Origin of the sequence: Agrobacterium sp. InxBP2, from assembly GCF_026191755.1 — a bacterium.
GTDB classification, from domain to species: Bacteria; Pseudomonadota; Alphaproteobacteria; order Rhizobiales; family Rhizobiaceae; genus Agrobacterium; species Agrobacterium pusense.
Window position 1 is genome coordinate 112,504 of the sequence record NZ_JAINDY010000028.1, and the last position, 26,359, is coordinate 138,862.

The 26,359-nt window shown below is 57.6% G+C and carries 26 protein-coding genes; 16 read left to right on the plus strand and 10 right to left on the minus strand.

Annotated elements, in window-relative coordinates; all coding sequences use genetic code 11:
• Positions 1-272: 272 nt before the first annotated feature.
• The 3 genes from repC to repA all read right to left on the minus strand — a co-directional run bounded on the left by repC (position 273) and on the right by repA (position 3,991).
• Positions 273-1,487, minus strand: a complete 1,215-nt coding sequence (repC, locus tag K7A42_RS11960) for a plasmid replication protein RepC (protein WP_220367179.1) — start codon at positions 1,485-1,487, stop codon at positions 273-275.
• Positions 1,488-1,685: 198 nt separating this feature from the next.
• Entirely contained in the window at positions 1,686-2,711 is a 1,026-nt protein-coding gene (repB, locus tag K7A42_RS11965; protein WP_220367180.1) for a plasmid partitioning protein RepB, read from the minus strand.
• Positions 2,708-3,991, minus strand: a complete 1,284-nt coding sequence (gene repA, locus K7A42_RS11970; protein WP_045534915.1) for a plasmid partitioning protein RepA — start codon at positions 3,989-3,991, stop codon at positions 2,708-2,710. Before repA ends, repB begins: the two co-directional genes overlap by 4 nt.
• 619 nt (positions 3,992-4,610) lie before the next feature.
• Here repA and K7A42_RS11975 point away from each other — a divergent pair.
• The 4 genes from K7A42_RS11975 (at position 4,611) to K7A42_RS11990 (ending at position 8,115) form a co-directional block, all read left to right on the plus strand.
• Complete coding sequence (locus K7A42_RS11975) at positions 4,611-5,510, plus strand: hypothetical protein (protein WP_282455241.1); 900 nt, start codon at positions 4,611-4,613, stop codon at positions 5,508-5,510.
• A gap of 57 nt (positions 5,511-5,567) precedes the next feature.
• Positions 5,568-5,972 (plus strand): GFA family protein, encoded by a 405-nt coding sequence (locus K7A42_RS11980; protein ID WP_282455242.1) that lies wholly within the window; start codon positions 5,568-5,570, stop codon positions 5,970-5,972.
• 116 nt (positions 5,973-6,088) lie between these two features.
• On the plus strand, positions 6,089-7,486 hold the full coding sequence (locus K7A42_RS11985) for a cache domain-containing protein (RefSeq protein WP_064263983.1): 1,398 nt from the start codon (positions 6,089-6,091) through the stop codon (positions 7,484-7,486).
• Positions 7,483-8,115 (plus strand): response regulator transcription factor, encoded by a 633-nt coding sequence (locus K7A42_RS11990; RefSeq protein WP_022557688.1) that lies wholly within the window; start codon positions 7,483-7,485, stop codon positions 8,113-8,115. Before K7A42_RS11985 ends, K7A42_RS11990 begins: the two co-directional genes overlap by 4 nt.
• Before the next feature lie 66 nt (positions 8,116-8,181).
• Here K7A42_RS11990 and K7A42_RS11995 read toward each other — a convergent pair whose 3' ends face one another.
• The 5 genes from K7A42_RS11995 to K7A42_RS12015 all read right to left on the minus strand — a co-directional run bounded on the left by K7A42_RS11995 (position 8,182) and on the right by K7A42_RS12015 (position 12,956).
• Positions 8,182-9,294, minus strand: a complete 1,113-nt coding sequence (locus tag K7A42_RS11995) for a TRAP transporter substrate-binding protein (protein ID WP_282455243.1) — start codon at positions 9,292-9,294, stop codon at positions 8,182-8,184.
• Between the two features lie 81 nt (positions 9,295-9,375).
• Entirely contained in the window at positions 9,376-10,884 is a 1,509-nt protein-coding gene (locus K7A42_RS12000) for a TRAP transporter large permease (protein WP_045534939.1), read from the minus strand.
• Positions 10,885-10,898: 14 nt separating this feature from the next.
• On the minus strand, positions 10,899-11,447 hold the full coding sequence (locus tag K7A42_RS12005; RefSeq protein ID WP_108082033.1) for a TRAP transporter small permease subunit: 549 nt from the start codon (positions 11,445-11,447) through the stop codon (positions 10,899-10,901).
• Positions 11,448-11,994: 547 nt separating this feature from the next.
• Positions 11,995-12,771 carry an exodeoxyribonuclease III gene (gene xth, locus K7A42_RS12010; protein ID WP_282455244.1) on the minus strand — a complete coding sequence of 259 codons (777 nt, stop codon included), beginning with the start codon at positions 12,769-12,771 and terminating at the stop codon, positions 11,995-11,997.
• An 8-nt stretch (positions 12,772-12,779) separates the two neighbouring features.
• On the minus strand, positions 12,780-12,956 hold the full coding sequence (locus tag K7A42_RS12015; RefSeq protein WP_080823558.1) for a hypothetical protein: 177 nt from the start codon (positions 12,954-12,956) through the stop codon (positions 12,780-12,782).
• 200 nt (positions 12,957-13,156) lie between these two features.
• Here K7A42_RS12015 and K7A42_RS12020 point away from each other — a divergent pair, with 200 nt between their 5' ends.
• The 6 genes from K7A42_RS12020 (at position 13,157) to K7A42_RS12045 (ending at position 17,207) form a co-directional block, all read left to right on the plus strand.
• The gene (locus K7A42_RS12020) at positions 13,157-14,056 is read left to right on the plus strand and encodes a Ku protein (RefSeq protein ID WP_022557682.1); all 900 of its coding nucleotides are present in this window, start codon (positions 13,157-13,159) and stop codon (positions 14,054-14,056) included.
• An 11-nt stretch (positions 14,057-14,067) separates the two neighbouring features.
• Entirely contained in the window at positions 14,068-14,880 is an 813-nt protein-coding gene (locus K7A42_RS12025; protein ID WP_220367183.1) for a Ku protein, read from the plus strand.
• Entirely contained in the window at positions 14,877-15,908 is a 1,032-nt protein-coding gene (ligD, locus tag K7A42_RS12030; RefSeq protein ID WP_282455245.1) for a non-homologous end-joining DNA ligase, read from the plus strand. Before K7A42_RS12025 ends, ligD (K7A42_RS12030) begins: the two co-directional genes overlap by 4 nt.
• 170 nt (positions 15,909-16,078) lie before the next feature.
• Positions 16,079-16,555: an Hsp20 family protein gene (locus K7A42_RS12035; RefSeq protein WP_003585428.1), complete on the plus strand. Its 477-nt coding sequence runs from the start codon at positions 16,079-16,081 to the stop codon at positions 16,553-16,555.
• Between the two features lie 66 nt (positions 16,556-16,621).
• Positions 16,622-16,921, plus strand: a complete 300-nt coding sequence (locus K7A42_RS12040) for a DUF982 domain-containing protein (RefSeq protein ID WP_003585429.1) — start codon at positions 16,622-16,624, stop codon at positions 16,919-16,921.
• A 10-nt stretch (positions 16,922-16,931) separates the two neighbouring features.
• Positions 16,932-17,207, plus strand: a complete 276-nt coding sequence (locus K7A42_RS12045) for a hypothetical protein (protein ID WP_174151472.1) — start codon at positions 16,932-16,934, stop codon at positions 17,205-17,207.
• A gap of 12 nt (positions 17,208-17,219) precedes the next feature.
• Here K7A42_RS12045 and ligD (K7A42_RS12050) read toward each other — a convergent pair whose 3' ends face one another.
• On the minus strand, positions 17,220-19,871 hold the full coding sequence (gene ligD / locus K7A42_RS12050) for a DNA ligase D (RefSeq protein ID WP_282455246.1): 2,652 nt from the start codon (positions 19,869-19,871) through the stop codon (positions 17,220-17,222).
• A gap of 341 nt (positions 19,872-20,212) precedes the next feature.
• On the opposite strand from ligD (K7A42_RS12050), the gene K7A42_RS12055 reads away from it, so the two are divergent.
• A complete protein-coding gene (locus K7A42_RS12055) occupies positions 20,213-20,449 on the plus strand; it encodes a DUF6894 family protein (protein ID WP_282455247.1) in 237 nt (78 codons plus the stop codon).
• Positions 20,450-20,696: 247 nt separating this feature from the next.
• Here K7A42_RS12055 and rnk read toward each other — a convergent pair whose 3' ends face one another.
• Complete coding sequence (gene rnk / locus K7A42_RS12060; RefSeq protein WP_282455248.1) at positions 20,697-21,110, minus strand: nucleoside diphosphate kinase regulator; 414 nt, start codon at positions 21,108-21,110, stop codon at positions 20,697-20,699.
• A gap of 57 nt (positions 21,111-21,167) precedes the next feature.
• Between rnk and K7A42_RS12065 the strand changes: the two genes are divergently transcribed.
• From K7A42_RS12065 to K7A42_RS12085, 5 genes are all read left to right on the plus strand, one after another.
• Positions 21,168-21,560: an ABC transporter permease subunit gene (locus K7A42_RS12065; RefSeq protein ID WP_282455249.1), complete on the plus strand. Its 393-nt coding sequence runs from the start codon at positions 21,168-21,170 to the stop codon at positions 21,558-21,560.
• The gene (locus K7A42_RS12070) at positions 21,557-22,285 is read left to right on the plus strand and encodes an ABC transporter permease (protein WP_282455250.1); all 729 of its coding nucleotides are present in this window, start codon (positions 21,557-21,559) and stop codon (positions 22,283-22,285) included. The genes K7A42_RS12065 and K7A42_RS12070 overlap by 4 nt, the downstream gene beginning before the upstream one ends.
• A complete protein-coding gene (hisN, locus tag K7A42_RS12075) occupies positions 22,278-23,054 on the plus strand; it encodes a histidinol-phosphatase (protein WP_282455251.1) in 777 nt (258 codons plus the stop codon). The genes K7A42_RS12070 and hisN overlap by 8 nt, the downstream gene beginning before the upstream one ends.
• 777 nt (positions 23,055-23,831) lie before the next feature.
• On the plus strand, positions 23,832-25,364 hold the full coding sequence (locus K7A42_RS12080; RefSeq protein WP_322784268.1) for a sugar ABC transporter ATP-binding protein: 1,533 nt from the start codon (positions 23,832-23,834) through the stop codon (positions 25,362-25,364).
• A gap of 2 nt (positions 25,365-25,366) precedes the next feature.
• The gene (locus K7A42_RS12085) at positions 25,367-26,356 is read left to right on the plus strand and encodes an ABC transporter permease (RefSeq protein WP_220360352.1); all 990 of its coding nucleotides are present in this window, start codon (positions 25,367-25,369) and stop codon (positions 26,354-26,356) included.
• Positions 26,357-26,359 lie beyond the last annotated feature (3 nt).

The window sequence follows — 26,359 nt, forward strand, 5'->3', positions numbered from 1 at the left end:
GACATTCATGGGTGTCCGCGATCGCCCCACCGTGGTTGGCATCGATGCATTCTAGCCCGCGACAGAACTTGGCACTATGTGCTGGTCCCTCAACGACGATCCTACGCGTCAATTCTCACCTACGATTCTGGCTCGGTACAGCCACCAGTGTCTCCTCGACCGAGGGTATTCGCACAGTAACCTGCGCTCCGCCTAGAATTCACGGTCCGTTTGGCTTCAGCTTGCCTGGAGGAACAATTTTTGTTCCCACCCGCACTTATGTTGCCTCAACATTACCCAGTGGCTTTGACGTTGTGGCCCCCGGCACGCAGCAGAGCCATTAGGACCGGACCAAGTGAAAATTCGCCTCGCTTAGCCTTGCTTGTCAAATCTCTGAGATATCCGCCCGGTGAATTAATGTGACCACCGCGCTCCAAAATGCACGCAATCGTCACCGCCGCGTTCTCTGGACCCATTGCCTCGCAGGCTTCCTGATATGCAGAGGGGCTGACTCCAAGCATGGATCTGACGACCACTGCGGCTGTCATTAGTTCACGCCAGTTCCGAATTTCGCCTTCGGGCCCGTAGCTTGAAATTTCGGGGCAGGCCCGCAGCACAAGTCCGATTGGGAAAGCCTTGATCGGCACATGCTGGGGCTGCCTGTCCTCACTCGGCGTCGCTCCCTGCTCTTTTCGAGAGCTAGGTTCAAGTTCATTAGGAGGGTTGGTATTTGAATTCTGTATGTGGCGCTCAATATGAACATCATTGGCGTTCATTTTTGATGAAAAGTCATCGAAATTCAGGAGCTTGACGATATCCTCGCGTAGACTACTCATCCTGAGACCAAGATCGCCGAGTTCAGCGAGGGTGGGGTTGCGCGGAATTTCTCCCACAATCGCGATATAGCGCTCCTCTATTCCGTCCCAATCGCCTGCTGCCCCTTCTTCAACAGCTGCAGTGATCAGCTTGCGGATATCCCGCCGGCAGATCGTCAGATTTTCCTTTGCCTGTCTAAAGGCGATCCGATCGGCAGCAACCTGCTGGGCGACGCACGCAAGCTCCTCAGCTCGCATAAGAAGAGGTGATATGTCGAATCCGTACGCATGCTCGATCGAGCCATCGTCGCCTTTTCTCGCGTAGCGTTTGCCGTTGGCGCTATCCTTGCGGATAATCAAGCCGGCATCAACGAGGGCCGCAAGATGCCGACGCAAGGTCGCGCCTGCAATGCCATGGGCACGAATTGACAGCTGAATGTTCGAGGGAAAGACGACGAGCTGCGCGTCTTGGCGCAGTTCGTTCTCCGGATAGAAGCTCAAAAGCGCATCGAGAACCGCGAGGCTGCGATCCTGCAGACCAAGCACCTCTCGAGCTTCAGATGCATCGCGAAAAACCTTCCACTTGTTTGCCGATTTACCTTCCTCGATCCTGCTCGTGGCAATTTGCCGCCTCACAAGCGCAAGGGTAACCTGTCGCCGCCCAAAGGGCGTCGTTACTTGTCCACCTTCCATGTCCTCGCCTCTCAAAAAGGCAAAAGAAATACGCTCACCAAAACGGTGCCAAAGACTCTTGACTAGGATTCATGGAAATGCGATTCTCAAGCTCTCACACAACGAGAAGGGCTTCCATGACGGCAACGTTTTCGGGGGCCTTTTTCTTTTGCGCGCTTTCCTTCCGTAATTCGTGTCGAAATCCACTTGCGGCTTCGATCAGTTCTTAGACTTCTCACGACTGAAGCGCTCAGCCAGCGTCGGCAATTCCGATTCAATAAAGCTCAGGAATTCCTTCGCGGACGCTGTGTGCGCTGAAATACGAACCTCGTTCGCGGTACGAACAAGCCTGCCCAGTTGCTCGCCTGCGGGTCCAGCAATGGACTTTCCAGTGTCCTTCTGGGGGGCCTCAGGTTTGAGAGCATTGAATGCTGCAAGAAACTTCTGGTCCGATCCCAGGCGCTTTTCGGCGCTGCCGGATAAAACATTCCTCAATGCATCGTGGAGATCCGGCCTTTCGGAATAGTTCTTTGCAAAGTCGGCCCACCTCGGGCGACCGACCTTGCCCGCCCGCCCGATTGCTTCGATGATTTCGGTCGGGACGACACGGTAGACGGACCGCATGCGAGCGAGTTCGGGGTCATCGATAGACAGCGCAGCCTTGATATCCCGAGGCTTTACACCAGCATCATCCATGCGGCGGGCGAAGAGGGCGCGCTCGATCCAGGTCAGATCCTGGCGATCAGCATTTTCAATACCCTGTGCGATAGCAAGTTCGATGTCGGAAATCTCGACCTCGATCGCCTTGACCGGAATTCCAAGGTCTCTGGCTGCCTGGAGCCGGCGGTGGCCGTAGATCACCTGATAGCGGTCAGGAGACGAAGGTGATTTGCGGACCTGTATGGGAACCTTCTGGCCTTCGGACCGTATCGAGTTCCGGAACGCCTCGAAATCGGCCGCATCATCGTCAGGAAGACGATCAGGAAAGGGCGAGGGGTCGATACTTAAGGGATCGAGTTCGCGGATCGTGCCTCCGCCGGCTTCGACCAGAGCCTTCAGGCGGTCGCGTTCAGATTTGATGTCGTCGATCGCCCGATGCGCCGCACCGATCACGCCTGCGCCCACTCGCGCAGTTGGCACAGGCTGGGGAGCGGGGGTCGGGTTCTCGGTCAAGAGCCGGTTTTCCAACTCGGCAGAAAGCAAACCGAAGTTTGCCACAATCGATTTGCGCGACTTGCTCGTCATGTACGCCCCCAACTTGTGTTGATGAGTTTCACGATCGCTTCGTTCACGGCGTCAACCGCCTCGCGAGCACGTTTATGCGTGTCACGACCGATTTGGCCCATTTCGAGTTCATAGATGGAGCGCTTCGCAAGCCCCGCTGCTTCCACAGCCGTGCTCTCGATCAAGGTCGGCAGGAGGACATCCGTGCCAAACAGATGACGCATCATCGCGACTACCTGCGACTGCGGCGCGTCGTTCGGATCGTGGCGGGTAACCAAATAGCGAATGAAATCCTGATCGAGTTGTGCGCCGCTTTCGTTCAGCACGCTGATCAGGTCTCCCATCATCAACAGGAACTGGCTCATGGAAGCCACGTCAAGCATTGCAGGATGGACGGTGATGATCATGCTGGTGGCGGCGTAGATCGCGCTGAGGGTGAGGAACCCAAGGGAAGGAGGGGTATCGAGAATCACGACGTCGTAGTCCTGATCAACGTCGGCCAATGCCAGTTTCAAGCGCTCGAAGAAAATTGCCCCTGAGCCGGATTTCTGCGCCAGAACCCTGGGCGTCTCGTGCTCATATTCCATGACCTCGAGGTTGCCCGGTATCAGGTCGATGCCGTCGAAATATGTTTTGCGAATGATGTCGCGGATCGGCCGACGCTCTGCATCGTCATAGCGCAACGCCGCATAGATCGTCTCATTGGCGCCTACGTCAAATTCAGGCTGGGCGCCGAAGAGAGCGGAGAGTGACGCCTGCGGATCGAGGTCCAGTGCAAGGACACGATAGCCCTGCAAGGCGAGATAGTGCGCAAGGTGGACGCAGGTCGTGGTCTTGGCACTGCCGCCCTTGAAGTTGGCGATTGCCACCACCTGAAGGTGTTCACCCTCGCGGCGCCGGGGCAAGAATCTCAATGCATCTGCAGGCTTCTGGCTTGCGAAAAGCTCCCGCAATTCGTTGATCTGGGCCAGGGTGTAGACGCGGTGATTGTTTTCCAGCCGCCCGGGAATCGGACCACGCCCCTCACTCGAGAGAAGTTTCAGGGTGGAATCAGGAATGGACGTCAGTTTGGATACTTCGTTGGTCAGGAAGGGGCGCAGGCTTTTTTCTGACTTGGGCGGATACATGCGAGTTCGCAGTTCCTGCAATTGCTGCGACAAAAGGCTTGCGTGACGTGCTATCTTGCCGCCCGCATCTTCCTTCTGCACAATCGCCGCTTCGATCTTATTCGCTATCGCCATATCGTCCCCTTGGCGGGCAAAGTTCGGTTTGCCGACTAAATCCCGCCAAAGATACAACATGATTCTCGCGCTACGTCCAGAGATAAGGGTTGATCGAGCCTCAAGGGGATCATCTGCCGTTGAGGCCGTGACGCTGAAACGGCTACAACCTGTCGCGTAAATTGCTGGTCGCCGCGGCCTGTCTAAAAACCCGTTGCGGTCATCTATCCAAACTTATGTTTTCACTATTGCGTGCATCGCCTCGGCCGCCCGATACATGAGATCAATATTCCAGGGCGTGGCCGGCTCATGCACACTCTGGCCGAGATGGCGCTTCCTGACGAGAGCCCGCGAAACCGGCGGAGCGACCGCCGAAGATAAGTCCGGTCCGCGAACGCCGTTGGCGACGCTAGCACTTTATCAAAAACGGCAGCTCTCGCACGGGTCTCGGCCCCTGATGCCGGGATGCCAGAGACGAATGCTCTCCGATTTCTTCGTGCCGCCACCGTCTGTGTTGTTGACGGCATGTCGGCTCTCGAAATCCGCCGTCGCAAGACCGATCACCATCATCATGAGCTCCCTGGCACTCGTCGGTCAGCTTCTGTCGGGGATTGTCTCGCGGACGGGGTTAGCGGCGCGTTTAGTTTTTTAAAATTCGCACACTGGACGCAACCGGGCCCGAGGCGGATCGTTTTCTGAAATGGACGACGAACAAGAGCATCAGCCCAACAACCCGGTTTTGGAAACGGTGTCGTTTCCGTTCGACCGCATGACCGTCGCACGGTTCCGAGAGACTTTTCCCAAGGCGCGATGGAGTGACCGCCTACAGGCGTGGACGGTTCCCGGCAGCACCGCGCGGCGCCGAATTGACCGGTGGCTGGCGTCGGAAGCCGACCGCAAGGCTCCCTTCGAAGAGGAGAGGGGACGCGACCTCTTCGAGTTTGAGCCTATACTGAGCCCATACCTGGAGGTCCACAACGGCGGTTTGCGCGTCCGAACGCCCTATTCCCGTGAGGTCGTTGACGAACTACGACAGATTCCCTTCGCCCGCTGGAACGGTGAAGCCAGAGCTTGGGAAGTGCCCTTTGCATTCTATGAGGAACTACAGCAGCGATGGGAAGCTATTGAAGATGCTGCAAAACGGGCTGAACCAGAGGAAAGACGCAAGAGAGCCCAAGCCAGAAGAGGCACGGAGGAAGAAGCCAGGACAAAGCGGCGCGCGGCGGAACGCAGGAAGAAAAGGCTTCCCGTTGCAAGTGACGTAATGCCGCCACTAGGTCGACCGGTGGCTACGGCTGCCTATGGAGTAGTTGTCGTCACCGAAGTGACCGGAGAACTTGTCGATCCGGCAGAGGTCACAGAGCACCATCCTGCCGTCAGCGATGAACATGTTTGGGTACTGTGGCGATTGCCCACACTGGAAGAGCTGATTCACACCTGGCCGGCACAACACGAACCGATCCAGTTTGATAGGAACCGCGGTTGGTGGCAGCCGACATTGGATGAATTGCGGGATGCGAGACGGCAGGCGAAGATGCGTGAACGACGCAAGCGCAAGGACGGCCACGCCCACGACGGGGCGCGGGCGGGGCAGATTTAATGTCGAACTGGGAGGGCATCCTCGACATTTCAATAGCAACAATAAATGGAGCCTCACATGCACATCGATGGCGCATGCCAATGCCGAAAGATCACGTATGAAGCCGAGATCGACCCGCAGGACGTCGCAATCTGCCACTGTACCGACTGCCAGAGGTTGACCGGCTCCGCGTATAGAGTGACCGTCAGCACACACCGCAACCGGTTCCAGATCACGTCCGGTACGCTCAGACTTTACGTAAAGAGCGCCGACAACGGCCGCCGGCGGCTCCAGTTCTTCTGTGCCGACTGCGGATCGCCCGTCTACACGACCGGAGAGCATGAGGATGCAGAGCAGATTGGGATCAGACTGGGAACGGTGAACCAGCGTCAGGAACTGAGGCCCCGTTCGCAGATCTGGTGCTCTTCGGCTTTGCCATGGGCGCAGAGCCTGACCGATCTTCCGGGTCGAGCGAAAGACTAAGCTTCGGTCAAAGAGGGTTGTTACGCCATCCTGGTCACGGGCCCGGGGATGCTCGACTTGCAGCGCGAACTGTTGTTAGGTGATGATGCGTCGGAGCGATGTGTCGGAGGGGCCGCATGAGACTCAGGAACCAGATCCTTGCACTGGCAATAGGGCCCCTTGTTCTTGCCATTATCGTTATCACGGCGCTCATCACCTGGCAGTCCATGACGCTCGCACGCACCAGTATCGATGCCTTCGAGCGAAACATGCTCGCGGCAAAAGAGGCTGAACTTCTCAACCTCACCAATCTCGCCCTTTCCGCGATCCGTTCGGTTTACGATAGGGCCGGACCGGATGACGAAGCCGCCAAGGAAGAGGTCAAGCGTATTCTGACGGACCTCGATTATGGAAGGGACGGTTATTTCTTCGTCTATGATTATGACGGGCTAAACGTCGTTCATCCCCGGCAGAATTTCCGCCCCGGCAATAACTGGCTTGATCTCTATGATCCTGACGGCAACCGCGTCATCTACGACCTGATACAGAAAGCGAAGGAGGGGGGCGGGCTCGTCCAGTACAAATGGGAGAAGCCTTCCACACGCAAGATGGCGGACAAGCTTTCATTCGCCGCCGGACTCGACAAATGGCGCTGGATGATCGGCACAGGAGTCTATCTTGATGATGTTTTCGCGGCTACCGGGGCGGCCAAGGAAGAACTACGTCACTCCATCACATGGAATTTCCTGATTGTTGCATTGTTTTCGGTCCCTGCGGTGCTGCTGGTGTTTGCCACATGTATGGTGCTCAATCTGCGCCAGCAACGACTGGCAGACGGGCGTCTCAAGGCGTTGATGCAGAGGGTGATCGATACTCAGGAAGAGGAACGCCTGCGCATCGCTCGCGAGTTGCACGACGGCATTTCCCAAAACCTAGTCGGCGTCCGGTTTGCAATCGATCTTGCGCGCCGCAAGGTGACGCCGGAAAACACGGGCGCTGTCGAAGCGATTAGCAAGGGTGCGTCGGCATTGACCGAGGCAATCAAGGAGGTCCGTCGTATCTCTCATGATTTGCGACCCCGCGTTCTCGACGATCTGGGGTTGTCTGCGGCGCTGGAAGCATTGATTTCAAGCTTTTCAGAACGAACCGGCATCGCGGCCACGCTTGAGTCCGTGGCTTTCAAGCACATGCTGCTTCCGGAAGCACGCGTCGCCCTTTATCGTGTCGCCCAGGAAGCGCTCACCAATATCGAGCGCCATTCCGATGCAACGCAGGTGACCATCAGGTTCTCCAGTCGGGATGAAAGGGTGCAGATGGTCGTCAGCGACAATGGCCGCGGATTTCCGGGCGCCCGGGCAGAGAAGGAGATGCCGGTCAGCAAAGGCCTTGGGTTGCGAAACATGCAGGAACGCATGACCCATTTCGGTGGCAGGCTTGAAGTCGAAAGCTCCGCAAAAGGCACTGTTCTGCGCGCAGTCCTGCCCATAACCGCCATGAAGGATCGCGGCCAACGCCTGCAGGAGGCTGCAGAGTGAACCTTCATCCGATCCGTGTCCTTCTTGTCGATAATCACCCTCTGGTTCTGGACGGGTTGAAGGCTGTGCTTGAGACCTATGAGCACATTGAGGTCGTTGGGACTGCGGCCTCTGCCACGGCGGGTATTGATGCGGCTGTCGCCACGCAACCCCATGTCGTGCTGATGGATATAAACATGCCGCAGATTAATGGCATCGATGCTCTTGAGCTATTCAGGGAGAAGCAGCTTTCCTTTCGGGTGCTGATGTTATCCATGCATGACAGCCGGGAATATATATCGACGTCGGTCATGTATGGTGCTGCTGGTTACATCCTCAAAGACGTGGCGACCGAAGAAATTGTGGCTGCAATCGAAACCGTGGCCGCCGGCGGAACCTATTTTTCCTCGGGTGTTCGAGATGTCCTCATGGAGGGATCATCCGGAAGGCTGAAGGAGCTGACAACACGTGAGCAGGAAGTTCTCCTTCTGATCGCACGCGGGAAAAGTAATCGCGATGCTGCTCTTACGCTCGATATCTCCGAGCGCACGATGGAAACCCATCGCAAGAACATCAAGCGGAAACTTGATATCGCGACGACCGCCGGCCTCATTCGCTATGCGGTAGATAACGGACTTATCAAAGAGTAAGACGAGGCTGAAAATCGGGTCCCGAAAATGTCGCCATCCCGGGGCCCGATACGCGTTTATGCGGGCTTATTTGCCTGCCGTCTGCATCGCATAGCCGTAGCTATCATAGGTATATTCGGCAACGCGGAACCACTCAAAGCTCTCATCTCGAAACTTCTTCCAGCCAGGATAGATCCTGGCCCATGCCGGGTGCTTCTGGGTGTATTCGTCGTAGAGTTCGAAGGTCGCCTTGTAGGCGGCGTCGAGTACATCCCGGGGCAGCGGTCGAAGCTGCGTGCCCTTGGACACCAGCGAGCGGATCGCGTCCTTGTTCTTGACGTCGTAGAGCGCCTGCATGTTGATATTGGCGGCCTTGCAAGCGGTGTCCAGCGCTGCCTTGTATTCATCGGGCAGGGCCGCATATTGATCCTTGTTGACGAAGAAGTGGATCGTCAGTCCACCCTCCCAGAACGCGGGGTAATAATAATAGGGCGCGATCTGGTAGAAGCCGAGCTTTTCGTCGTCGTAGGGGCCAACCCACTCAGCAGCGTCAATGGTTCCACGCTCCAGCGCGGGATAAATGTCGCCGCCCGGAAGCTGCTGGGGCACGGCACCGAGCTTGGCCAGCACCTGTCCAGCAACGCCGGCAATGCGCATCTTGAGGCCCTTGATATCCTCGAGACCCTTGATTTCCTTGCGATACCAGCCGCCCATCTGGGCACCCGTCGCACCACCGGGAATGCCGATGACGCCATAGTCGGACAGAAACTCGTTGTAAGCTTCGTTTCCGCCGCCGTGATAAAGCCAGGCATTTTGCTGGCGGGCGTTCAGGCCGAACGGAATGGTCGAGCCAATGGCGAACGTCGGATCCTTGCCGGTGAAATAGTATCCGCAGGTATGGGAGATTTCGACGGTATTGGCTTTTACGGCGTCGATCGCCTGAGCGCCGGGGACGATCTCGCCTGCCTGGAAAACCTGGATTTCGAATTTGCCTCCCGTTATCGCCTTCAGGGCGTTGGACATGACAACGGCACCGCCGTAGATCGTGTCCAGATTGTTCGGGAAGCCTGACGTCAGACGCCAACGAATGTTGGGCAAAGATTGGGCTATGGCTGGCGTTGCCAGTGTGGAAACGGCCGCAGCCGCCCCCGCCAGCACGCCGCCCGACAATAGTTGCCGGCGACCTGGATTGACCTTCATGAATTACCTCCTCCTTCTTTGGATGTCTCCGACGTTGGCCCGCCGGCAGGCTGTGACGGGCACCTCCGCGCCCGACCGATTTCAAGGTGTCGAGGGCTTTCCAAAGCTCGGCGCGCTGTTGCCGGGTGCCAGGAAGGGATTTGCGAAAGGATCGGCGTCCGTCCCGGCGCTCGGCATGGGAACGTTGATATGGACGGCAGACGGATCGACCTGCTTGGCGCCCGATTTGTAGTGCATCACGATGCCAGGGAAGGCGATGATGATGACGACCATGGCAAGCTGAATGAATAGATAGGGGATTGCTCCGAGGTAAATCTGGGTTGACGTCACCGGCTGGATCGTCTGCCCGGTAATGCGATCCCTGTAAGCACGTGTCGGCGCCACGGACCGCAGGAAGAACAGCGAGAAACCGAAAGGCGGATGCATGAATGATGTCTGCATATTGACCGCCAGCATGACGCCGAACCAGATCAGGTCGATGCCCAGAGCATCTGCGACAGGTGCCAGGAGCGGGATGATAATGAAGGCCAACTCGAAATAGTCGAGGAAGAAGGCCAGGAAAAAGACCAGCAGGTTCGCGACAATGAGGAAGCCGATTTCTCCGCCCGGGACCGACGTCATAAGATGCTCGACCCAGACATGCCCGTTCACGCCGTAAAAGGTCAGCGAAAAGACGCGCGCGCCGAGCAGGATAAGCAGCACGAAGGACGACAGCTTGGCGGTGGCGTATAGCGACTGCTGTATGAGTCCGAAATTGAGTTTGCGGTTGGCGAGCGCAAGCGCAAGCGCGCCCACCGCTCCCATCGCGCCGCCTTCCGTAGGCGTTGCGATGCCGAGGAAGATCGTGCCCAGCACAAGGAATATCAGCACGAGAGGTGGCACCAGGGAGGTGATGACCTTCAGCAGCAGCTTGCCGCCACGCAGGGTCCGCGCTTCCAATGGCAGGGCCGGGACCTTCGCCGGGCTGATGATCGAGGTGATGATGATGTAGAGCGTATAAGCCCCTACGAGCATCAGGCCCGGAACGAGTGCGCCCTTGTACATGTCACCAACCGAGCGACCGAGCTGGTCGGCGAGTACGATCAGGACGAGGCTTGGCGGTATGATCTGCGCCAGCGTGCCAGACGCTGCGATCGTGCCGGCGGCGATTTTGCGGTCATAACCATAACGCAGCATGATCGGCAGCGAGATAAGGCCCATCGAGATGACGGAGGCTGCAACAACGCCTGTGGTGGCCGCCAAAATCGCTCCTACGAAAATCACCGCGAAGGCAATGCCACCGCGGACGGGTCCGAACAGCTGGCCGATTGTGTCCAGCAGATCTTCCGCCATACCGCTCTTTTCGAGGATCAGCCCCATGAAGGTGAAGAAAGGTATGGCAAGCAATGTTTCGTTTGACATCTGGCCGAATATGCGATCGGGAATGGCCTGGAACAGGGTTGCCGGGAGCAGCCCGAGTTCGATCCCGATGAAACCAAAAAAGAAGCCGACGAAGGCCAGAGCGAAGGCTACCGGGTAGCCGAGCAGCAGCACGATGATGAGCGCGGCGAACATGATCGGCGCGAGATTTTCCGCAATGAATGCCATTATTGTTTTTCCTTCGATCAGAGCATCGCCGCTTCGGCGTCTGCCTCTGCAACCGGATCAGGAATAACGCCGCGCAGGATGGCGACGCGCTTGATGAGCTCCGAAACACCCTGCATGGCAAGGAGGCTGAAACCGATCGGGATCAGCGCCCAGACCGGCCACTGGATGAGGCCGCCCGTGTTGTTCGAAACTTCACCCGAAGCGAATTTCTGCAGGAACACTGGCCAGGAAAGATAGACCGTGATGATGCAGAAGGGCATGAGAAAGAAGATGGTGCCGAGAATATCGACCCATAACTGCCCTTTGCGCGGAAGATTCCCGTAAACGAGGTCGACCTTCACATGCTCATTGTTGAGGAGCGTGTAGGCGGCGGCGATCAGGAATACGGCAGAAAACAGGTACCACTGCGATTCAAGCCATGCATTTGAGCTCATGGAGAACGCCTTGCGCATGACCGCATTGATGGCGCTGATGAAAATAGCCACCAGAAGCAGCCACGAAATACCTTTGCCGATCGCGGAATTGGCTGCATCAATGGCGCGCGAAACGGCCAACAGAAATCTCATGAGATCCTCCCCAGATAGCGGCCGCGTACTCCTCAATACACGTGCTGCCGCTCTAATGCGGGCAAGATATCAATGGCGGGTTCTCGCTCAAGAGCTGCCACGGTCGAACTTGTTCAGGCATACCGAGAACTGGGTATAAGAGCGTACCAAAGCAAGAACGTGCCGTATGTTGAGACAAAAGCGCGTTGATGCTGGTCGCGTCGAATCAACTTCTCGCGCGGCGAAGATGAAGGTTAGGCGGCTGCCCAATGTTCTGCCGCCGTCATCGGCCGATCTCCTCAGGGAGACAGTCGCATGTCGTTTTGCAACCTTGATCGCCGCTAAGATCTGAGAGCGGTTGCGACCGCTGAATCGGCGACTTGATTGACTGTCTGTAAGCAAGATGGACGCCGGATTTTCGGGCGCGTCACGATAGTCCAAAGACGTCGACATTCGCTCGATTATGGACAAGATCTTTCCAGCCCGGCCGCGATGACAGCGCTCATGCGAAAGGTTGGTCCGCCAATCGCCGCCAGCAGGGAGGCTGCGAAGCATCCTGATCCTCTCTCTATCGGTCGTCCAGCTCAATCCAGGCGGGGGCGTGATCACTGGTGTGCTCCCACGCACGCGCAAACATATCGACGCCACAAGCCTGCAGTCGTTCGACTAGTGACGAACTCAGCAGAAAATGATCGATGCGCAGACCCGCGTTACGAGCAAACGCATTTCGGAAATACTTCCAGAAGGTATAGATTTGATCATCCGGATGCAGCAGCCTGATGGCGTCCGTCCAGCCCATGGCGATAAGGTCGGCATAGGCTGCGCGAACCTCGGGGCGAAACAGGGCGTCGTCTCGCCAGCGCTCAGGCTTATAGACATCGAGATCGGTCGGCATGACGTTGAAGTCTCCGACAAGGGCGCATGGCACGTCCAGCTCGAGCAGTTGAGCCGCGTAGGAATGCAGCCGCTCAAACCAGCGCAGCTTGTAGTCAAATTTCGGGCCGGGTGCCGGGTTACCGTTCGGCAGGTAAAGGCAGCCGATGATCATGCCGTCAATGGCTGCCTCGATATACCGGCTGTGGGTGTCGTCAGGGTCTCCGGGAAGCCCCCGGCGCGTCTCGAGAGGTTCCTGACCCCGGACAAGGATTGCGACGCCATTCCATGATTTCTGACCGTGGCAGATGGCGCCGTAGCCTGCGCGCTCAATTTGGCGGCGCGGAAACTTCTCGTCCGGCGCCTTCAACTCCTGCAGGCAGACGACATCGGGTTTTGCCTGATCGAGCCAGCGGAGCAGGACTTCGATCCGGCCGTTGATGCCGTTGACGTTGTACGTGGCGAGCTTCACCGGGTTCGTCAGTGCTTGCGATCACCCCGGTCGCCCTGGCCCGGTTTCGCATCATGCTTCGCATCGTGGCGCGCGTCGGCGGAGAGCGATCGCGAGACGTCGACGCTTTCCTTGAACTTGCCGTCCTTATCGCGGCGCACATAACGCTTGTCGGTCCCGGTATCAATCAGTTCACGCTTGCTCATGACAGACCTCCTCTTTTAGGATTCGTGACGGGAAACGTTCGTCGCCGCAAAAAGATGCATCCGAATCAAGCGTCTAGCGCAGACTCGCATAACGAGTGGTGATCGTGGCCTTAAGTCCTTGAAAAATGATTCGTTTTGACTCGGAACAAATGCATGCTGATTCGCTTGAATCGCATTGGTTGTGGCAGGAGTTTTGCGTCATGGTTGCCCCGCGAGCGAACTGGAAGGGCTTTATCAAATTCGGAGAGGTCGCGTGTCCTGTGGCTCTCTATACTGCGGCATCATCATCTGAACGGATCGCTTTCAACACCCTCAATCGCCGAACCGGCAACCGGGTGAAACGCGAATTCATCGACAGCGAGACCGGCGATCCTGTGGAACGGGACGCCCAGGTCAAGGGTTATGAGATCGAGAACGGCCAGTATATCGTTCTCGAGCCGGATGAGGTGGCTGCCGCCGTGCCTCACAGCGACAAGACGCTGAAGATCGACGCCTTCATCCCCTGCAGCGAGATCGACAGCGTCTATTTCGACAAGCCGTATTATCTGGCGCCCGACAGGATGGGGACGGAAGCTTTCGTTCTGTTGCGCGATGGTATGAAACGAGCCAAAGTTGCTGCGATCGCCCGCACCGTGCTCTTCCGACGCCTGCGTACGGTGCTGATCAGGCCACACGGGAAGGGCCTGATCGCCACGACGCTCAACTTTGACTATGAAGTCCGCTCGTCGGCGGAGGCCTTCGAGGAGTTGCCGGACCTGAAGATTGAAGGCGAGATGCTTGAGCTTGCCGCGCACATTATCGGCACAAAGAAGGGGACCTTCGACGCCAGCACGTTCGACGACCGTTATGAGGCCGCCGTTGCCGAGCTGGTGAAGGCCAAGATCGAGGGCAGGGCCCTGCCGAAGAAGAAGGCCGCAGCGGTCCCCAGGCAAAACGACCTTTTGCAGGCGCTGCGTGAGAGTGCTGGCATGGGCGCCAAATCCAGCCAGAAACGCGCCGCTTCTAACGCCAATAAGAGTGCCGGCCGTCAGAAGGCTTCAAAACCAGGTGCTGCTGCCAAATCAAATGCGGTCTCGTCACAGACGCGCCGCGCCGGCTGACGGAGGAAATCATGGCTGTCCGTCCCTATTGGAAAGGTTATCTGAAACTCTCGCTCGTCACCTGTCCCGTGCAGATGATGCCGGCAACGTCCGAAAGTGAGAAGGTCCGCTTCCACACCCTCAACCGCGATACCGAAAACCGGGTCGTCAGCCACTACGTCGATAGTGTTACCGGAAAAGAGGTGAGGGAGGAGGATGAGGTCAAGGGCTATGAGCGTGGCGAGAACGAATACATCATCCTGGAAGACGAAGAACTGGAAAACGTTGCGCTCGACAGCACGAAGACCATCGACATCTCGACGTTTACGCCCCGTGACAGCATTGAGTGGATATGGCTCGACACGCCCTATTATCTTTCACCCAACGATGCCGTCGGCCAGGAAGCATTCTCGGTCATCAGGGATGCGATGGAAGCGCAGAACATGGTGGGGATTTCACGTCTAGTGATTACCCGCCGCGAGCGCGCCGTCATGCTTGAGCCACGCGGCAAGGGTATCGTTCTCTGGACGCTGCGGTATGGGGATGAAGTCCGTGACGAGAATACTTACTTTGGCGGGATCGAAGAAGATGAAACGGCCGATAGCGAGATGATGCGTCTCGTGCAGCAACTGATCAAAAAGCAAACGCAGCACTGGGATCCCAAGATGGTCATCGATCCGGTTCAGGATCGGTTGCTTGACATCATTGCCGCCAAGAAGAAAGCGCTCAAGAAGTCTGCAAAACCCAGGACATCCACACCGGCAAAGTCGGCAGCCAGCAATGTCATCAATATCATGGACGCGCTGAAGAAGTCGGTTGCGGCCGAGAACCGGGCGGGCAAATGAAAAGTCCCGCCAAGCCGCTCCTGCAGAATGACAGCCTGACGGCAAAATCGCAGCCGCGCCGCAGGCGCGATCCGGCTCAGCCCAATCTGCCGTTCGACCCGATGCCAGATCGCGTCGAGCCATGTCTGGCGCTCCTGAAGACGGCCCCGCCGTCCGGCCCCGAGTGGGTCTATGAAATGAAGTGGGACGGCTATCGGCTCGCGGTCCATATCGAGCCGAAGGGTGTACGGATCATTACCCGGGGCGGCCACGACTGGACGCACCGGTTTCCCGCTATCGCCGCAGCGGCCAGGGACCTTGGAATTGCAACAGCCATCCTTGACGGCGAAGCAGTGGTGATGAACGGCGAGGGCCGCTCCGATTTCGGCGCTCTGCAACGCTCGCTCGGCGGGCGAGGCGGCAAACGGGCGTCGACAGAAGCCGTATTCTTCGCCTTCGACCTTATGTATTTCGATGGTCACGATCTCACGCGTACCGAGCTGTCGGTCCGCCGGCACTTGCTTGGGGACCTGCTGGAAGACGCGACCGGCGCAATCCAGCTGTCCGAAGAAATAGACGCGGACGGCGCTGAATTATTGGCGAGCGCGTGCTCCCTCGGCATGGAAGGAATCATCGCAAAACATCGTGACAGCCCTTATCGCTCGGGCCGGACCGGAGACTGGCTGAAGATCAAGTGTGTTCAAAGCGAGAGCTTCATGATTGTCGGTTACGAGCAGTCGGCGGTGGCGCGCGGCGGGATCGGCAGTTTGCTGCTGGCGGCGAGACGTGGACATGACTGGGTCTATGTTGGCGCCGTTGGAACCGGGTTCAAGGAGAAAGATGCGGCGTATCTGAAGAAGACCCTGGATAGGCTGAAGACGAAGACACCGGCCGTTCCGCTCAAGGGCAGGAATTACGTCTTCGCGCAGCCGACGCTCATCGCCGAAATCGAGTTCCGTGGCTGGACCGACGATGGCAACCTGCGTCATGCGTCCTATAAAGGCCTGCGCGAGGTACAGGACAATGCCGCGGTCCATGAACTCGACTGAGTTGGTCTTGGCCGGCGGGTGGACGTCAATTTTTTTTTGACGACGGACTTGAATCGTAAATTCCCGAAAACCAAATCGATTGCCGCCAGCTGCTGAGACAGGGCTGGACTTGCTGGAAGCGCCGCCTTTCGGCGCTTCTGTACCCATGTTGCTTCAAGGAGGATATGGCTATGGCAACATCTTATGACTACGCACCCCTGTTCCGCTCGACCGTCGGCTTCGACCGGATCTTCAATCTTCTTGAAAATGCCCAGCGCGCCCGCTCGATCAGCGACTGGCCGCCCTATGACATCGTCAAGACCGGCGATGACAGCTACCGGATTTCGGTCGCGGTCGCAGGGTTTGCCGAGGACGAGCTAGACATTACCTTTCAATCCAACCTTCTCACCGTTACCGGCAAGAAGCAGGACGCTTCCGCCGATGAATACCTTCATCGCGGTATAGCCGGCCGGCCTTTTGAACACCGTTTCGAACTTGCCGACCATGTCAGGGTGAATGGCGCCGATCTCCGCAACGGTCTTCTGTCGATCAATCTCGTTCGTGAGATTCCTGAGGCCTTGAAACCGCGCAAGATCGATATCCAGACCAGCCCGGCCCTTCAGCATAAGGTTGCCCCGGCGCAGATCGAAGCCCAAAAGGCGGCCTGATCGATCTTGAAAAACGGGCGCCGTTGCAGCGGCGCCCGCCAACATCGGGGTAGAAAGGAGAGCGCGATGAAACCCGATATGTTCAAAGAGCCCGTAACCATCCTTATCGGCCTTGGATTTCCGACCGAGGTTCGCAGCGTCATCGACGCTTACCGGCATCTGGCGGAATGGCCGGCATCGATGCGCGATACGGCGCATTCAATGGCGCTGAAGGCCTGCAGCGCGGCATTGCGCGGTGAGATCGAAGCGGACACCGCCCGGGGTCTGTTTGCAGCCTTTGCCGCCAAACACGATCTGCTGGCCCCGGACGTTGATGTCATCTCCGCGTCCCGTCACTCGCACGACAAGGATCCGCACGTTCGCTGAGGAAGCCGACATGCATGAGAATCCGCAGCTTGCCGCGCGCGATATCGCCCTGATGGGCACGACAATCCTGCTCAAGGGTATGGAAATTGCGCGGCCGATCGATGTGGTGGACGCAACCACGCTTAAGGTCGACGAAAAACGGACCATATTGGCCGCCTGGGCTTCGGACCTCTACACGATCGACTCAAGGCCGGCGTCCCGCCATATGCCTGGAACGCCGGAGCCTGTCTCAATCGATGAGGTTCAGGCTGCGCTGAGCGACCTTGACCGGCGCTACGGGTCTTGATCCAGGCCGCTCTCAGGCGGCCTGTCTCATCGACTTCGTCAGCCGCTTGATGGCCTGCTCCAGCGAACGCTGCCCGTCACAGTAATCCTCCCAGGCGGTTGTCTTCGACAAAAGCGCCGGTACGGTGCGAATGGTGAAGCGTTTCGGATCGAGATCCGCTTTTACCTGTTTCCAGGTCAGTGGCATCGATACTGGTGCGCCTGGCCGGGCGCGCGGTGACAGCGGCGCAACAGCAGTCGCCATTCGGTCATTTCGCAGGTAGTCGAGGAAGATCCGGCCGTTGCGCTGGTTCTTCGCCATCTTGATCAGGTAAAGGTCGGGGTTGTCACGGGCCATCTGCATGCAGACATCGTGTGCGAAGCCTTTCGCCTCCGGCCAGCTCAGCTTCTTTCCCTTCGGTACCGCAAGCGGGGTGACGACGTGAAGGCCCTTGCCGCCGGTGGTCTTGCAGAAGCTGACGAGGCCAAGTTCCTCCAGCCGGTCGCGCATTTCCCGGGCGGCTTCGACCACGGTGGGGAAGGGTACGTCCGGACCCGGATCAAGGTCGAAGACAAGACGACCGGGCACCTCCGGTTCGTTGGGCTCGCAATTCCAGGGATGCAGTTCGACGCCGCCGATCTGGGCGATGGCGGCAAGGCCCTCAACGCGATCAATCTGCAGATAGGGTTTTTTGTCGCCGAACACCTTGACCAGCTCGAGCAGGTTCGACGTTCCCGGCATCGCGTGTCTCTGGAAGAACTGCTCACCACCGATGCCGTCAGGCGTCCGGATGATAGAGCATGGCCGTCCCTTGATATGGTCGATCAGCCATGGACCAACGGCCTCATGATAGTGCGCGAGATCTTCCTTAGTGACCGGCTCACCGTCATTTGCATCGGGCCAGAGCGGCTTGTCAGGGCTGGAGATCATCACGCCCATCACTTCTGCCTTGGTGTTCTTGCCGCGTGCCGGTCGGGAAGACTTTGGCCGGGCCGGCGTTGGCGTTTCGGTTTTCCCGGGCGATGCCGGCGTTTCGGCCTCAACCTCCTTCGCCGGCTTGTCTTCGCGCAAACCCTTAAAGGCTGCCTGACGGACCAGTCCGTCCGCGGTCCAGCCAGCGAACTGGATCTCGGCCACCAGTTCGGGCTTGACCCAGACGATGTTGGGTTCCGCTTTCGGAGCGCCTATTCCGGTAAAAGGCGACTTTGAGGTTTCCAGTGCCCGGAGCTTCGGCAAGATCGTATCCACTGTTTTGGCACCATAGCCGGTCCCGACCCGACCGACATAGACGAAGTGGCCGCCCCTGAAGACGCCGACAAGAAGTGAACGAAACTTGCCGTTAGTTTTGGCGTAGGCGCCAATGACGACCTCATGTCCGGCGCGGCATTTGGATTTCGCCCAGGTATCGGTACGCCCCGACTGATAGGGGGCATCCGCCTGCTTCGAGACAATGCCCTCCAGCGAGAGCTTGCAGGCCGATTTCAATACTGCATCGCCGCCGGTCTCAAAGTGTTCGACGAACCGCAGGCGCGGATCTCCCCCCGCCTCGCTCAGAAGCGCTTCGAGCCTTTTCTTGCGTTCCGTAAGCGGCAGTTGCCTTAGATCCTCACTCCCCTCGAACAGCAGGTCGAAAGCAAAATAGACGAGCGCATCCGTTTTACCTTCTGACAGCGCCGCCTGAAGTGCGGCGAAGTCCGGGGCACCGTTTTCATCGAGCGCACAGATCTCACCGTCGATGATGGCATCAGGCAAGCTTGCGGCCGATGTCGCAATCGCCGGATACTTGGCGGTCCAGTCCAGCCCCTTGCGCGTCTTCAGCTTGACTTCGCCATTTTCAATGCGCGCCTGAATACGGTATCCGTCGAATTTAATCTCGTGGATCCAGCCATCGGCCGAGGGTGGACGTTCTAGCGTTTCGCAAAGCTGCGGAGGAATGAAGTCGGGCATCGCGGACTTCGCCGCTTTCGGCGATGCAGGGCGCCTTTTCTTCGTATCCGCCGCACGTTTGTCTGCCGCCAGTCCGTGATTGCTGTCCCAGACGGCGTCGGCCTGCACATCGCCGCTCTGCACCATAAACGGTTTTGGTTTCTTTCCTTTACCGGCGGCGATGGCGTCCATGGTTCTGCCCGAGGCAACCGACGTGTCGTTTTCGTCAAGGATGGCGGCGCCGTTTTCTTCAACCGAGAAGTCGTCGCGATGCTTGATCAGCAGCCAGTTCGTCCGTTTGCCACCGTCACGGTCATTGCGCATCCGCACCAGCACGAAGCTGCCATGCAGCCGCTCTCCCTCCAGTGTAAATTTGAAGTCGCCCTTGGCGAGCGCCTGCTCGGGTGTCCGGTTGCCTTCCGGCTCCCAGTAGCCGCGATCCCAGAGCATGACGGTGCCGCCGCCATATTGGCCTTTGGGGATCGTGCCTTCGAAGTCACCATAGTCCAGCGGGTGGTCTTCCACCTCCACGGCCAGGCGCTTGTCCTGGGGATCGAGAGACGGTCCCTTGGTCACAGCCCAAGACTTGAAGACGCCATCGAGTTCGAGGCGCAGGTCATAATGGAGCCGCGTGGCGTCGTGTTTCTGGATGACAAAGCGCCTGCGGTTTGAAGCTTTCAGCTTCGTTTTTCCGCTTGGCTCCTGCGTCTTCTGAAAATCGCGTTTCTGCCTGTAGGTCGAGAGCTTGTCGTTGGCCATGAGCATCCCCGTAAACAATCAGCCTGCCGTCCTTGATGGAATGAGGCGCGGGCAGGACAGAGAGAGGTGCTCCACTGCCCCACCGAGAACAGGAGCACCCGCCCACTATCTCAACAAGCAAAATCAATTATTCCAGGTTTTGTTCCGAAGGGGCGGAGGGGGGCGGCCAGCCGGAAGCTGATCGGAGTAGGGTAACCAGTCTGCACAGGGCAATCCAGAGACCCGCCGATGTTTCGTTCTCGGGGGCGGTCAGTTCTGCGCAATACTCCCATCGCGGATTCGGCCAACGGAACCAATACGATGAGAGGCAGTTGGTTATTGGAGGAAATCAGGATTATACGATGCCACGGTATTTTTTCCACGTCCGGGACGCTGACGGTCTCTCTTTGGATACGGAGGGTGCGGTACTGTCCAGCGACGAGGGTGCCTGTATTGAGGCCGTACAAGCCGCGAGGGAAATGCTGGCAGAGAAATTCCTGAAGAATGAGGTTGTGGACGGCGCAGAGTTCGAAGTCGTAAGGAGCGACGGCGTCCTGGTGGCTAAAATTCCGCTGAAATCCGTTGTACGATTTGAATGACTCCAGGTGCCTGAGCATGCGGTCGTCGTCTACACGATCCGCGGTGGTCCCGAAAGAAAGTCCAATCGATGGCGAACAACCTGGACCGTCAACATTTCGCCTGACACCAGGGTGGGCAGGCAATCGGGCCAGCCCGCGCAGGTGGCATCTTGATGTCGTTACTTTTTCTCTGTTTGCTTTCACACGGCACGCCAGGAAACCTCGCCGATTTATGGCGAGGTTCTCGTATCCTCTGAAATTGAGCCCTTCAGGCGGGTGTGGAAGGGACGCCGGCCGTCACATCAAGGACCGTCAACATGTGTGACTGCCCGTCGCGGCCGCTCCACTCGATCTGCTGCCCCGGAGAAAGACCCAGAAGCGCAGCGCCAATCGGCGTCAGCACGCTGACCATTGAGCGTTCGATGTCGGCGAGACCGGGATAACAAAGAGTGACCGATCTTCTGGCGCCGCCTTCCGTCCTGTAGGACACTGTCGATCCGACCGCTACGGCATCCGGCGGGAATTGGTCGTCCTCTACGACGTCAGCTCGTTCAAGTTCGATAAGCAATTCTTCGGCAACATCAAGGTCGCGTCCCGGTGCTGCCAGTGCAAGAGAGGTCAGACGAGCCTGGTCAGTCTGCCTGACGACGATCGACGGCTTTCCGCAATTGGTGGTGTTCATGTCATATGCCTCTGTTGCAGCCCGAAGGCCGCGCTATAAAAGACTGCTTGTGGAGCATTGGGTCGCGCAATCCCGGAGGATCAAAGCCCGGGCATAGACCGTGGTGCCTGGCAATCCGTTCCGACCGGCGTGATCGAGGCGGGTTACTCACTCGGGCTGGGCTGGTTCGTCATGTTTTTCAAGATCCGCTTGCCGCTTCTCATGAGATTTGCCCTACCAGGCCTCGGCAACAACTGGATTTCGCTGATTAAGGACACGTCGCTCATTTCCATCGTCGGCCTCCATGAGCTGATGGGCCTCTCGCAGATGGCAACGTCCGTTACCCGCCAGCCGTTCACGTTCTACATGACCGCCGCCATGATCTATCTCGCTCTGACAATCGCAAATACGCGCCTCATCGCCTGGTTCGAAGGCAAGCTGCTCCGCGGCGAACGGAGATCCGCAGCATGAGCTGGTCCTTGATGTTCGAGAGTATCCCCGCGCTTCTTTACGGTGCGTTGATCACGGTGCAATTGCTCCTCCTAACCCTTGCATTCGGAGGGCTGTTAGCTCTACCGCTCGGGATTATCGCAGCTAATGGTCGTCCAATATTGCGGCTCCCTGTTGTGGGTTACATCACATTTTTTCGAGGAACGCCGCTCTTGGTGCAGGTTTTCCTCGTCTACTATGGGCTATCCCAGTTCCAGATTATTCGCAGCAGCATTTTCTGGCCGGTCCTCCGTGAAGCTTGGTTCTGCGCACTGCTGACGCTCGCTCTTCACACTGCGGCCTACACAGCGAACATTCTTCGCGGTGCCATTCTTGCTATCCCCTCCGGGCAAAGCGAGGCGGCCGTCGCTCTGGGCATGCGCCCGTCTCTGATCTACCGCCTCATCATTCTACCCCAAGCATTCCGGATTGGAATGCCTGCCTATGGCAACGAAATGATCAGCATGATGAAAGCGACCTCGCTAGCAAGCACCATCACGATCATGGAACTGACCGGCACGGCGAACACAATTGTCGCCCGCACATACGCACCCTACGAGGTCTTCATCTCTGCGGCTCTCATCTATCTCTGCGTCGCCTGGATGCTGTCGCGTTTCGTAAGGGCTCTTGAAGCCCGCCTTTCCCGGCATATGCGCCCGACGGCGGAGACACAAAACAAAATGAGGAGGGCACCCGCCCATGCTTGACAAATCCCTCGACCATTTCACCAGTTTCGCCAGTGAAATTACCGACGTAGCGCGGCAGATCGTTCGCACAGCCGCCGCCGGCCAGCGTCGCCCCGCCGCCAAATCTGATTCCAGCCCCGTGACAGAGACGGATCGTGCAGTGGAACAGATGCTCCGCGGACGTATCGCGGATCGGTTCCCCGGTCATGGAGTGCTGGGGGAAGAGTTTGGCGCTGAAGGATTGGACAAGGAATTTGTTTGGGTTATCGATCCAATCGATGGCACCAAGGCGTTTATCGGTGGCCTGGCTGTTTACGGCACGCTGATTTCACTGACACACGGCGGTACGCCGGTTCTTGGTATCATCGACAACCCAGTGACCGGTGATCGCTGGTTGGGACAGGTCGGTCGAAATACGACGCTGAACGGTAAAGCCGTCCGGACTGCCTCGACGGCCGTTCTTGCTGAAGCGTTCATGGCAAACGGAAATCCAGAGCCATTTCAGCCCGACGAAAAGGGTAGCGTCGATCGCCTCCGCCAGTCGACAAGGTGGTGCGTCTATGGCGGAAGTTGCATGGCCTACGGCCGCGTCGCGGACGGTAGCATCGACATCAGCATCGACGGTGGTCTAGATCCTTACGACTACTGTGCACTAGTGCCAATAGTGAAGGGAGCGGGAGGCTGCATCACAGATTGGCAGGGTCGACCGCTCACTCTCGCGTCGGGCAATCTCTGCCTCGCGAGTGCCAACGAGGCTATCCACCGACAAGCGCTCAAAACACTGAATTGAGGCCGGGCACTAAAGACCGAGCTCGCGGAAGCGATTCAAATGCTTCGGGGCCATGGCAGCGTTTACGCCGAAGTACAGGCCGATGCGAAGATTCGGTCCAAGAGCTGAACTTTAACTTAACTTTTTCAGCACTGCGTTGGCCTAACTAAAACCTCGATAGTGCCCGGTCATGGTCTTCCCTGTTGAAACTCCCATGGTTCGCTTGGACGCACATCGCCTGCACATCTCGATACCGGGAAGTTTCTTGATGGCGCGCGCCGACGCGCGATGGCCACTGCGCTGTCGTGCAGCTTCACAGGCATTTGGCGAGCGGCTCATGACGCGACGATAAGGCGTCTGGTGCTTCCCGCGCAGGTAAAAGGTTGCTTGCCGCTGCGCAACGGATGCTTTCCGATGGGAATGCCGTAACGCGGAATGTCGGAAAGCGGTACCATGAGAGCTGTCCACTCACGAAAGCGGCGTCGCGAGATATCTGATCGTAGATACATTATTCTGCAGGAAATACTGAAGGAAGCTATCGGGGCTAGCATTGTCAGGCCCGCGTCGGCAATAAATGCGACCCTAGTAATCGCAGGTTTGTGCATATTCATAGATAGCAGCCCCAAGGCGATAATACGCAACTTTGACAGACAACTTGTGCCTCGCACCATACATGAAGCAAGCCAAGCTAATTCGAAATGCTGCAAATGTTTAGCCCACCTTCATATGTCTTTAACTTTAGTAAATTTCCGGACCCGGCCGGCTCCTCTAATGTTTTGCCAGGAGGAGCCAATATGATTGAAAATTTCTTTGATCGCGTGCGACCGCGCTTCACGTTGCGGACAACATCAGCAGCGTGCGCGCCCCATGTCCAGCGTTGACGAACCGCTCATCCGCGTCCGAAACCTTCAAAAAAGCTTTGGCGCAACAAAAGTCCTGCGTGACGTTAATTTCACTGTAGTCCCAGGGCAGATCCATGCGCTGTTGGGCGGCAATGGTGCGGGTAAGAGCACCATGATCCGCATTATCACCGGCAGCGTTAAAAAGGACGACGGCGAGATCGAGCTGTCCTCGCTTCGAGCTGAAAAACCGGTAATAGCGGTCGTCCACCAGGAACTGGCGCTTTTACCGGATCTTTCGGTTTGCGAGAATATCGCCATCGTGCATTCTACATCAGCCCGATCCTTAGTCGGGGCAGAACGACAAGCAGAGATTGCCCGCGTTGCGCTCTCACTGATCGACCCTGATCTCGCTCTGACCGGTCTTTACCGAAAGGCCGCGGACCTCTCGATGCATGAGGGACAAATCGTCGAAATTGCCCGCGCTTTGTCCACTGGCGCGGAGGTGCTCCTGCTGGACGAGCCAACTGCAAATCTGACTGCAGGGGAGACGGAACGCTTGTTTTCCGTGTTGAGGCGGTTAGTTGCGGAGACGAAGATCGGCATCGTTTTCGTGTCTCATCGCATGAAGGAAATTCGCCAGCTTTGTGATGTCTGCACAATTCTCCGCGATGGATTGACTGTCGTGGACGCGGCACCGATGAACACGCTCTCGGATAACGATATCATCCAACAGATGGGACAATCCTCCCCAAGCGTCGAAACGCGTATCAAGCGAGATTTTTCGCTTGAGCACGAAAGCGTGACGCTCTGTGGACCTGGAGCCGAGATTTGCATTCGCAAAGGACAGATACTTGGACTGGCCGGGGCACCCTCGGGCCCCTCGCATGTAATCTCGCTTCTCAATGGCACGGCAAAAGACCAGGCTTGGCTGTTGTCGGCCGGGGGTTGGCCGAAGAAGCCTGCTACTCCCAGACAGGCCGTTGATCTGGGCATTGGGTTTGTATCCGGCGATCGCCGACACAAGGGCGTGCTTGGCCAACTGCCAATTATTGACAATGTTCTGGCCTCGCGCCGGGTGAGAGAGCGACGCAGTCTAGTCCGCTCGACGGAGGAACGGGAGTGCCTAGATCTGGTTGAGGCATTGAAGTTGAAAGCGGGTTCGATCTGGGATCTACCTTCGACACTTTCAGGTGGAAACCAGCAGAAACTTCTGGTGGCCCGCTGGCTGGGAATGCCGCTGAAGATGATCGTATTCGAGGAACCGACCCGCGGCGTTGACATCGGGACAAAACGCGAAATCTACGAACTGATTCGACGCATGGCTGATCAAGGCACCATCGTCATCTGGTGGTCGACGGAAAATGTCGAGCTCCTGGAACTCTGCGACGAAATTCTTGCCTTCGACACAGAGGGTCGTGCCAAGGGGCTCCTGCCAGCCAGTCACTTTAATGAAGACGCGCTCGCCGACTTGACGGGGATGGCCGCATGAACATGAAGGTAGAGAGAATGACCCCCAACCACCTCGGTCAACCGAAACTGAAGGCACCAACCATCCTGTCCAACTATCGGTCGGAATTGGCCATTGCCCTTGCTTGCGCCGCATTGCTGGTTGGTGTGGGTCTCTTCGTGCCGGCGGCACTCTCGTCTGGCAATTTTGCCAACATCCTTCAGGCATCGGCGCCGCTTGTGATTATGTCGCTCGGCGTGCTGATCGTTATCATTACCGGCGGTATAGACCTTTCGGTCGGGTCCATCTTTTCCCTGACGGGAATGGTTACGGCGCTAGCAATGGCCAACGGATTTGGTGATGTCAGCGCTAGCCTGATTGGGCTTGGTGTCGGCATAACTTTTGGATCGATTAACGGGGCGCTGATCACACTCGTTGGCCTGGCGCCCTTTGTCGTGACACTCATCACTTATGCTGTCGCGGCTTCGCTTTCCTTCATCGTTACCAACGGTCGTTCTCTGGGCGTGGATTCGCCAAATTACTGGCTGCTGAACAGTGGGCAGATCATTCCTAGTGTGCCCAATTTCATCCTTTTCTGTCTGGTTTTCACGATCGTGTTGGAGTTCGTGTTGCGAAAGGTGACAGCCGGCCGCTGGTTCTATTCAGTCGGAAGCTCCCAGACGGCCGCCTACCTTTTGGGTATTCCGGTCAAGCGCACCCGCTTTGCCGCCTACGTCATTTCCGGCACCATGGCCTCATTCGCTGGTTTGCTGACCGTAAGCTACATCCTGAACGCCGAGGCAACTGCCGGTGCGTCACTCATGCTTCAGGCTATCGCGGCAGCCGTCATCGGCGGAGCAAGTCTTGCCGGTGGCACCGGTTCCGCTATTGGCGCCGTCCTTGGTGCGTTGATGATCACGATCATCCAGAACGGCGTCAATCTCATCGGCATCAACAGTTTCTGGCAGGGCTCCGTCACAGGTATTGCAATCCTGGTCGCGGTCCTGATCGACAGGTTCAGTCACAGATCATGAGCT

Bases quoted from the DNA above. Each gene is read 5' to 3' on its own strand.
- K7A42_RS12005 (WP_108082033.1), bottom strand. From the start codon at position 11,447: ATGAGATTTCTGTTGGCCGTTTCGCGCGCCATTGATGCAGCCAATTCC.
- K7A42_RS11995 (WP_282455243.1), bottom strand. From the start codon at position 9,294: ATGAAGGTCAATCCAGGTCGCCGGCAACTATTGTCGGGCGGCGTGCTG.
- K7A42_RS12045 (WP_174151472.1), top strand. From the start codon at position 16,932: ATGCATGAGAATCCGCAGCTTGCCGCGCGCGATATCGCCCTGATGGGC.
- K7A42_RS11980 (WP_282455242.1), top strand. From the start codon at position 5,568: ATGCACATCGATGGCGCATGCCAATGCCGAAAGATCACGTATGAAGCC.
- K7A42_RS12085 (WP_220360352.1), top strand. From the start codon at position 25,367: ATGAAGGTAGAGAGAATGACCCCCAACCACCTCGGTCAACCGAAACTG.
- hisN (WP_282455251.1), top strand. From the start codon at position 22,278: ATGCTTGACAAATCCCTCGACCATTTCACCAGTTTCGCCAGTGAAATT.
- repB (WP_220367180.1), bottom strand. From the start codon at position 2,711: ATGACGAGCAAGTCGCGCAAATCGATTGTGGCAAACTTCGGTTTGCTT.
- rnk (WP_282455248.1), bottom strand. From the start codon at position 21,110: ATGAACACCACCAATTGCGGAAAGCCGTCGATCGTCGTCAGGCAGACT.
- K7A42_RS12020 (WP_022557682.1), top strand. From the start codon at position 13,157: ATGGTTGCCCCGCGAGCGAACTGGAAGGGCTTTATCAAATTCGGAGAG.
- ligD (WP_282455245.1), top strand. From the start codon at position 14,877: ATGAAAAGTCCCGCCAAGCCGCTCCTGCAGAATGACAGCCTGACGGCA.
- K7A42_RS12025 (WP_220367183.1), top strand. From the start codon at position 14,068: ATGGCTGTCCGTCCCTATTGGAAAGGTTATCTGAAACTCTCGCTCGTC.
- K7A42_RS12035 (WP_003585428.1), top strand. From the start codon at position 16,079: ATGGCAACATCTTATGACTACGCACCCCTGTTCCGCTCGACCGTCGGC.
- K7A42_RS11975 (WP_282455241.1), top strand. From the start codon at position 4,611: ATGGACGACGAACAAGAGCATCAGCCCAACAACCCGGTTTTGGAAACG.
- K7A42_RS12055 (WP_282455247.1), top strand. From the start codon at position 20,213: ATGCCACGGTATTTTTTCCACGTCCGGGACGCTGACGGTCTCTCTTTG.
- ligD (WP_282455246.1), bottom strand. From the start codon at position 19,871: ATGGCCAACGACAAGCTCTCGACCTACAGGCAGAAACGCGATTTTCAG.
- K7A42_RS11985 (WP_064263983.1), top strand. From the start codon at position 6,089: ATGAGACTCAGGAACCAGATCCTTGCACTGGCAATAGGGCCCCTTGTT.
- repC (WP_220367179.1), bottom strand. From the start codon at position 1,487: ATGGAAGGTGGACAAGTAACGACGCCCTTTGGGCGGCGACAGGTTACC.
- K7A42_RS12070 (WP_282455250.1), top strand. From the start codon at position 21,557: ATGAGCTGGTCCTTGATGTTCGAGAGTATCCCCGCGCTTCTTTACGGT.
- repA (WP_045534915.1), bottom strand. From the start codon at position 3,991: ATGTTGTATCTTTGGCGGGATTTAGTCGGCAAACCGAACTTTGCCCGC.
- K7A42_RS12015 (WP_080823558.1), bottom strand. From the start codon at position 12,956: ATGAGCAAGCGTGAACTGATTGATACCGGGACCGACAAGCGTTATGTG.
- K7A42_RS12040 (WP_003585429.1), top strand. From the start codon at position 16,622: ATGAAACCCGATATGTTCAAAGAGCCCGTAACCATCCTTATCGGCCTT.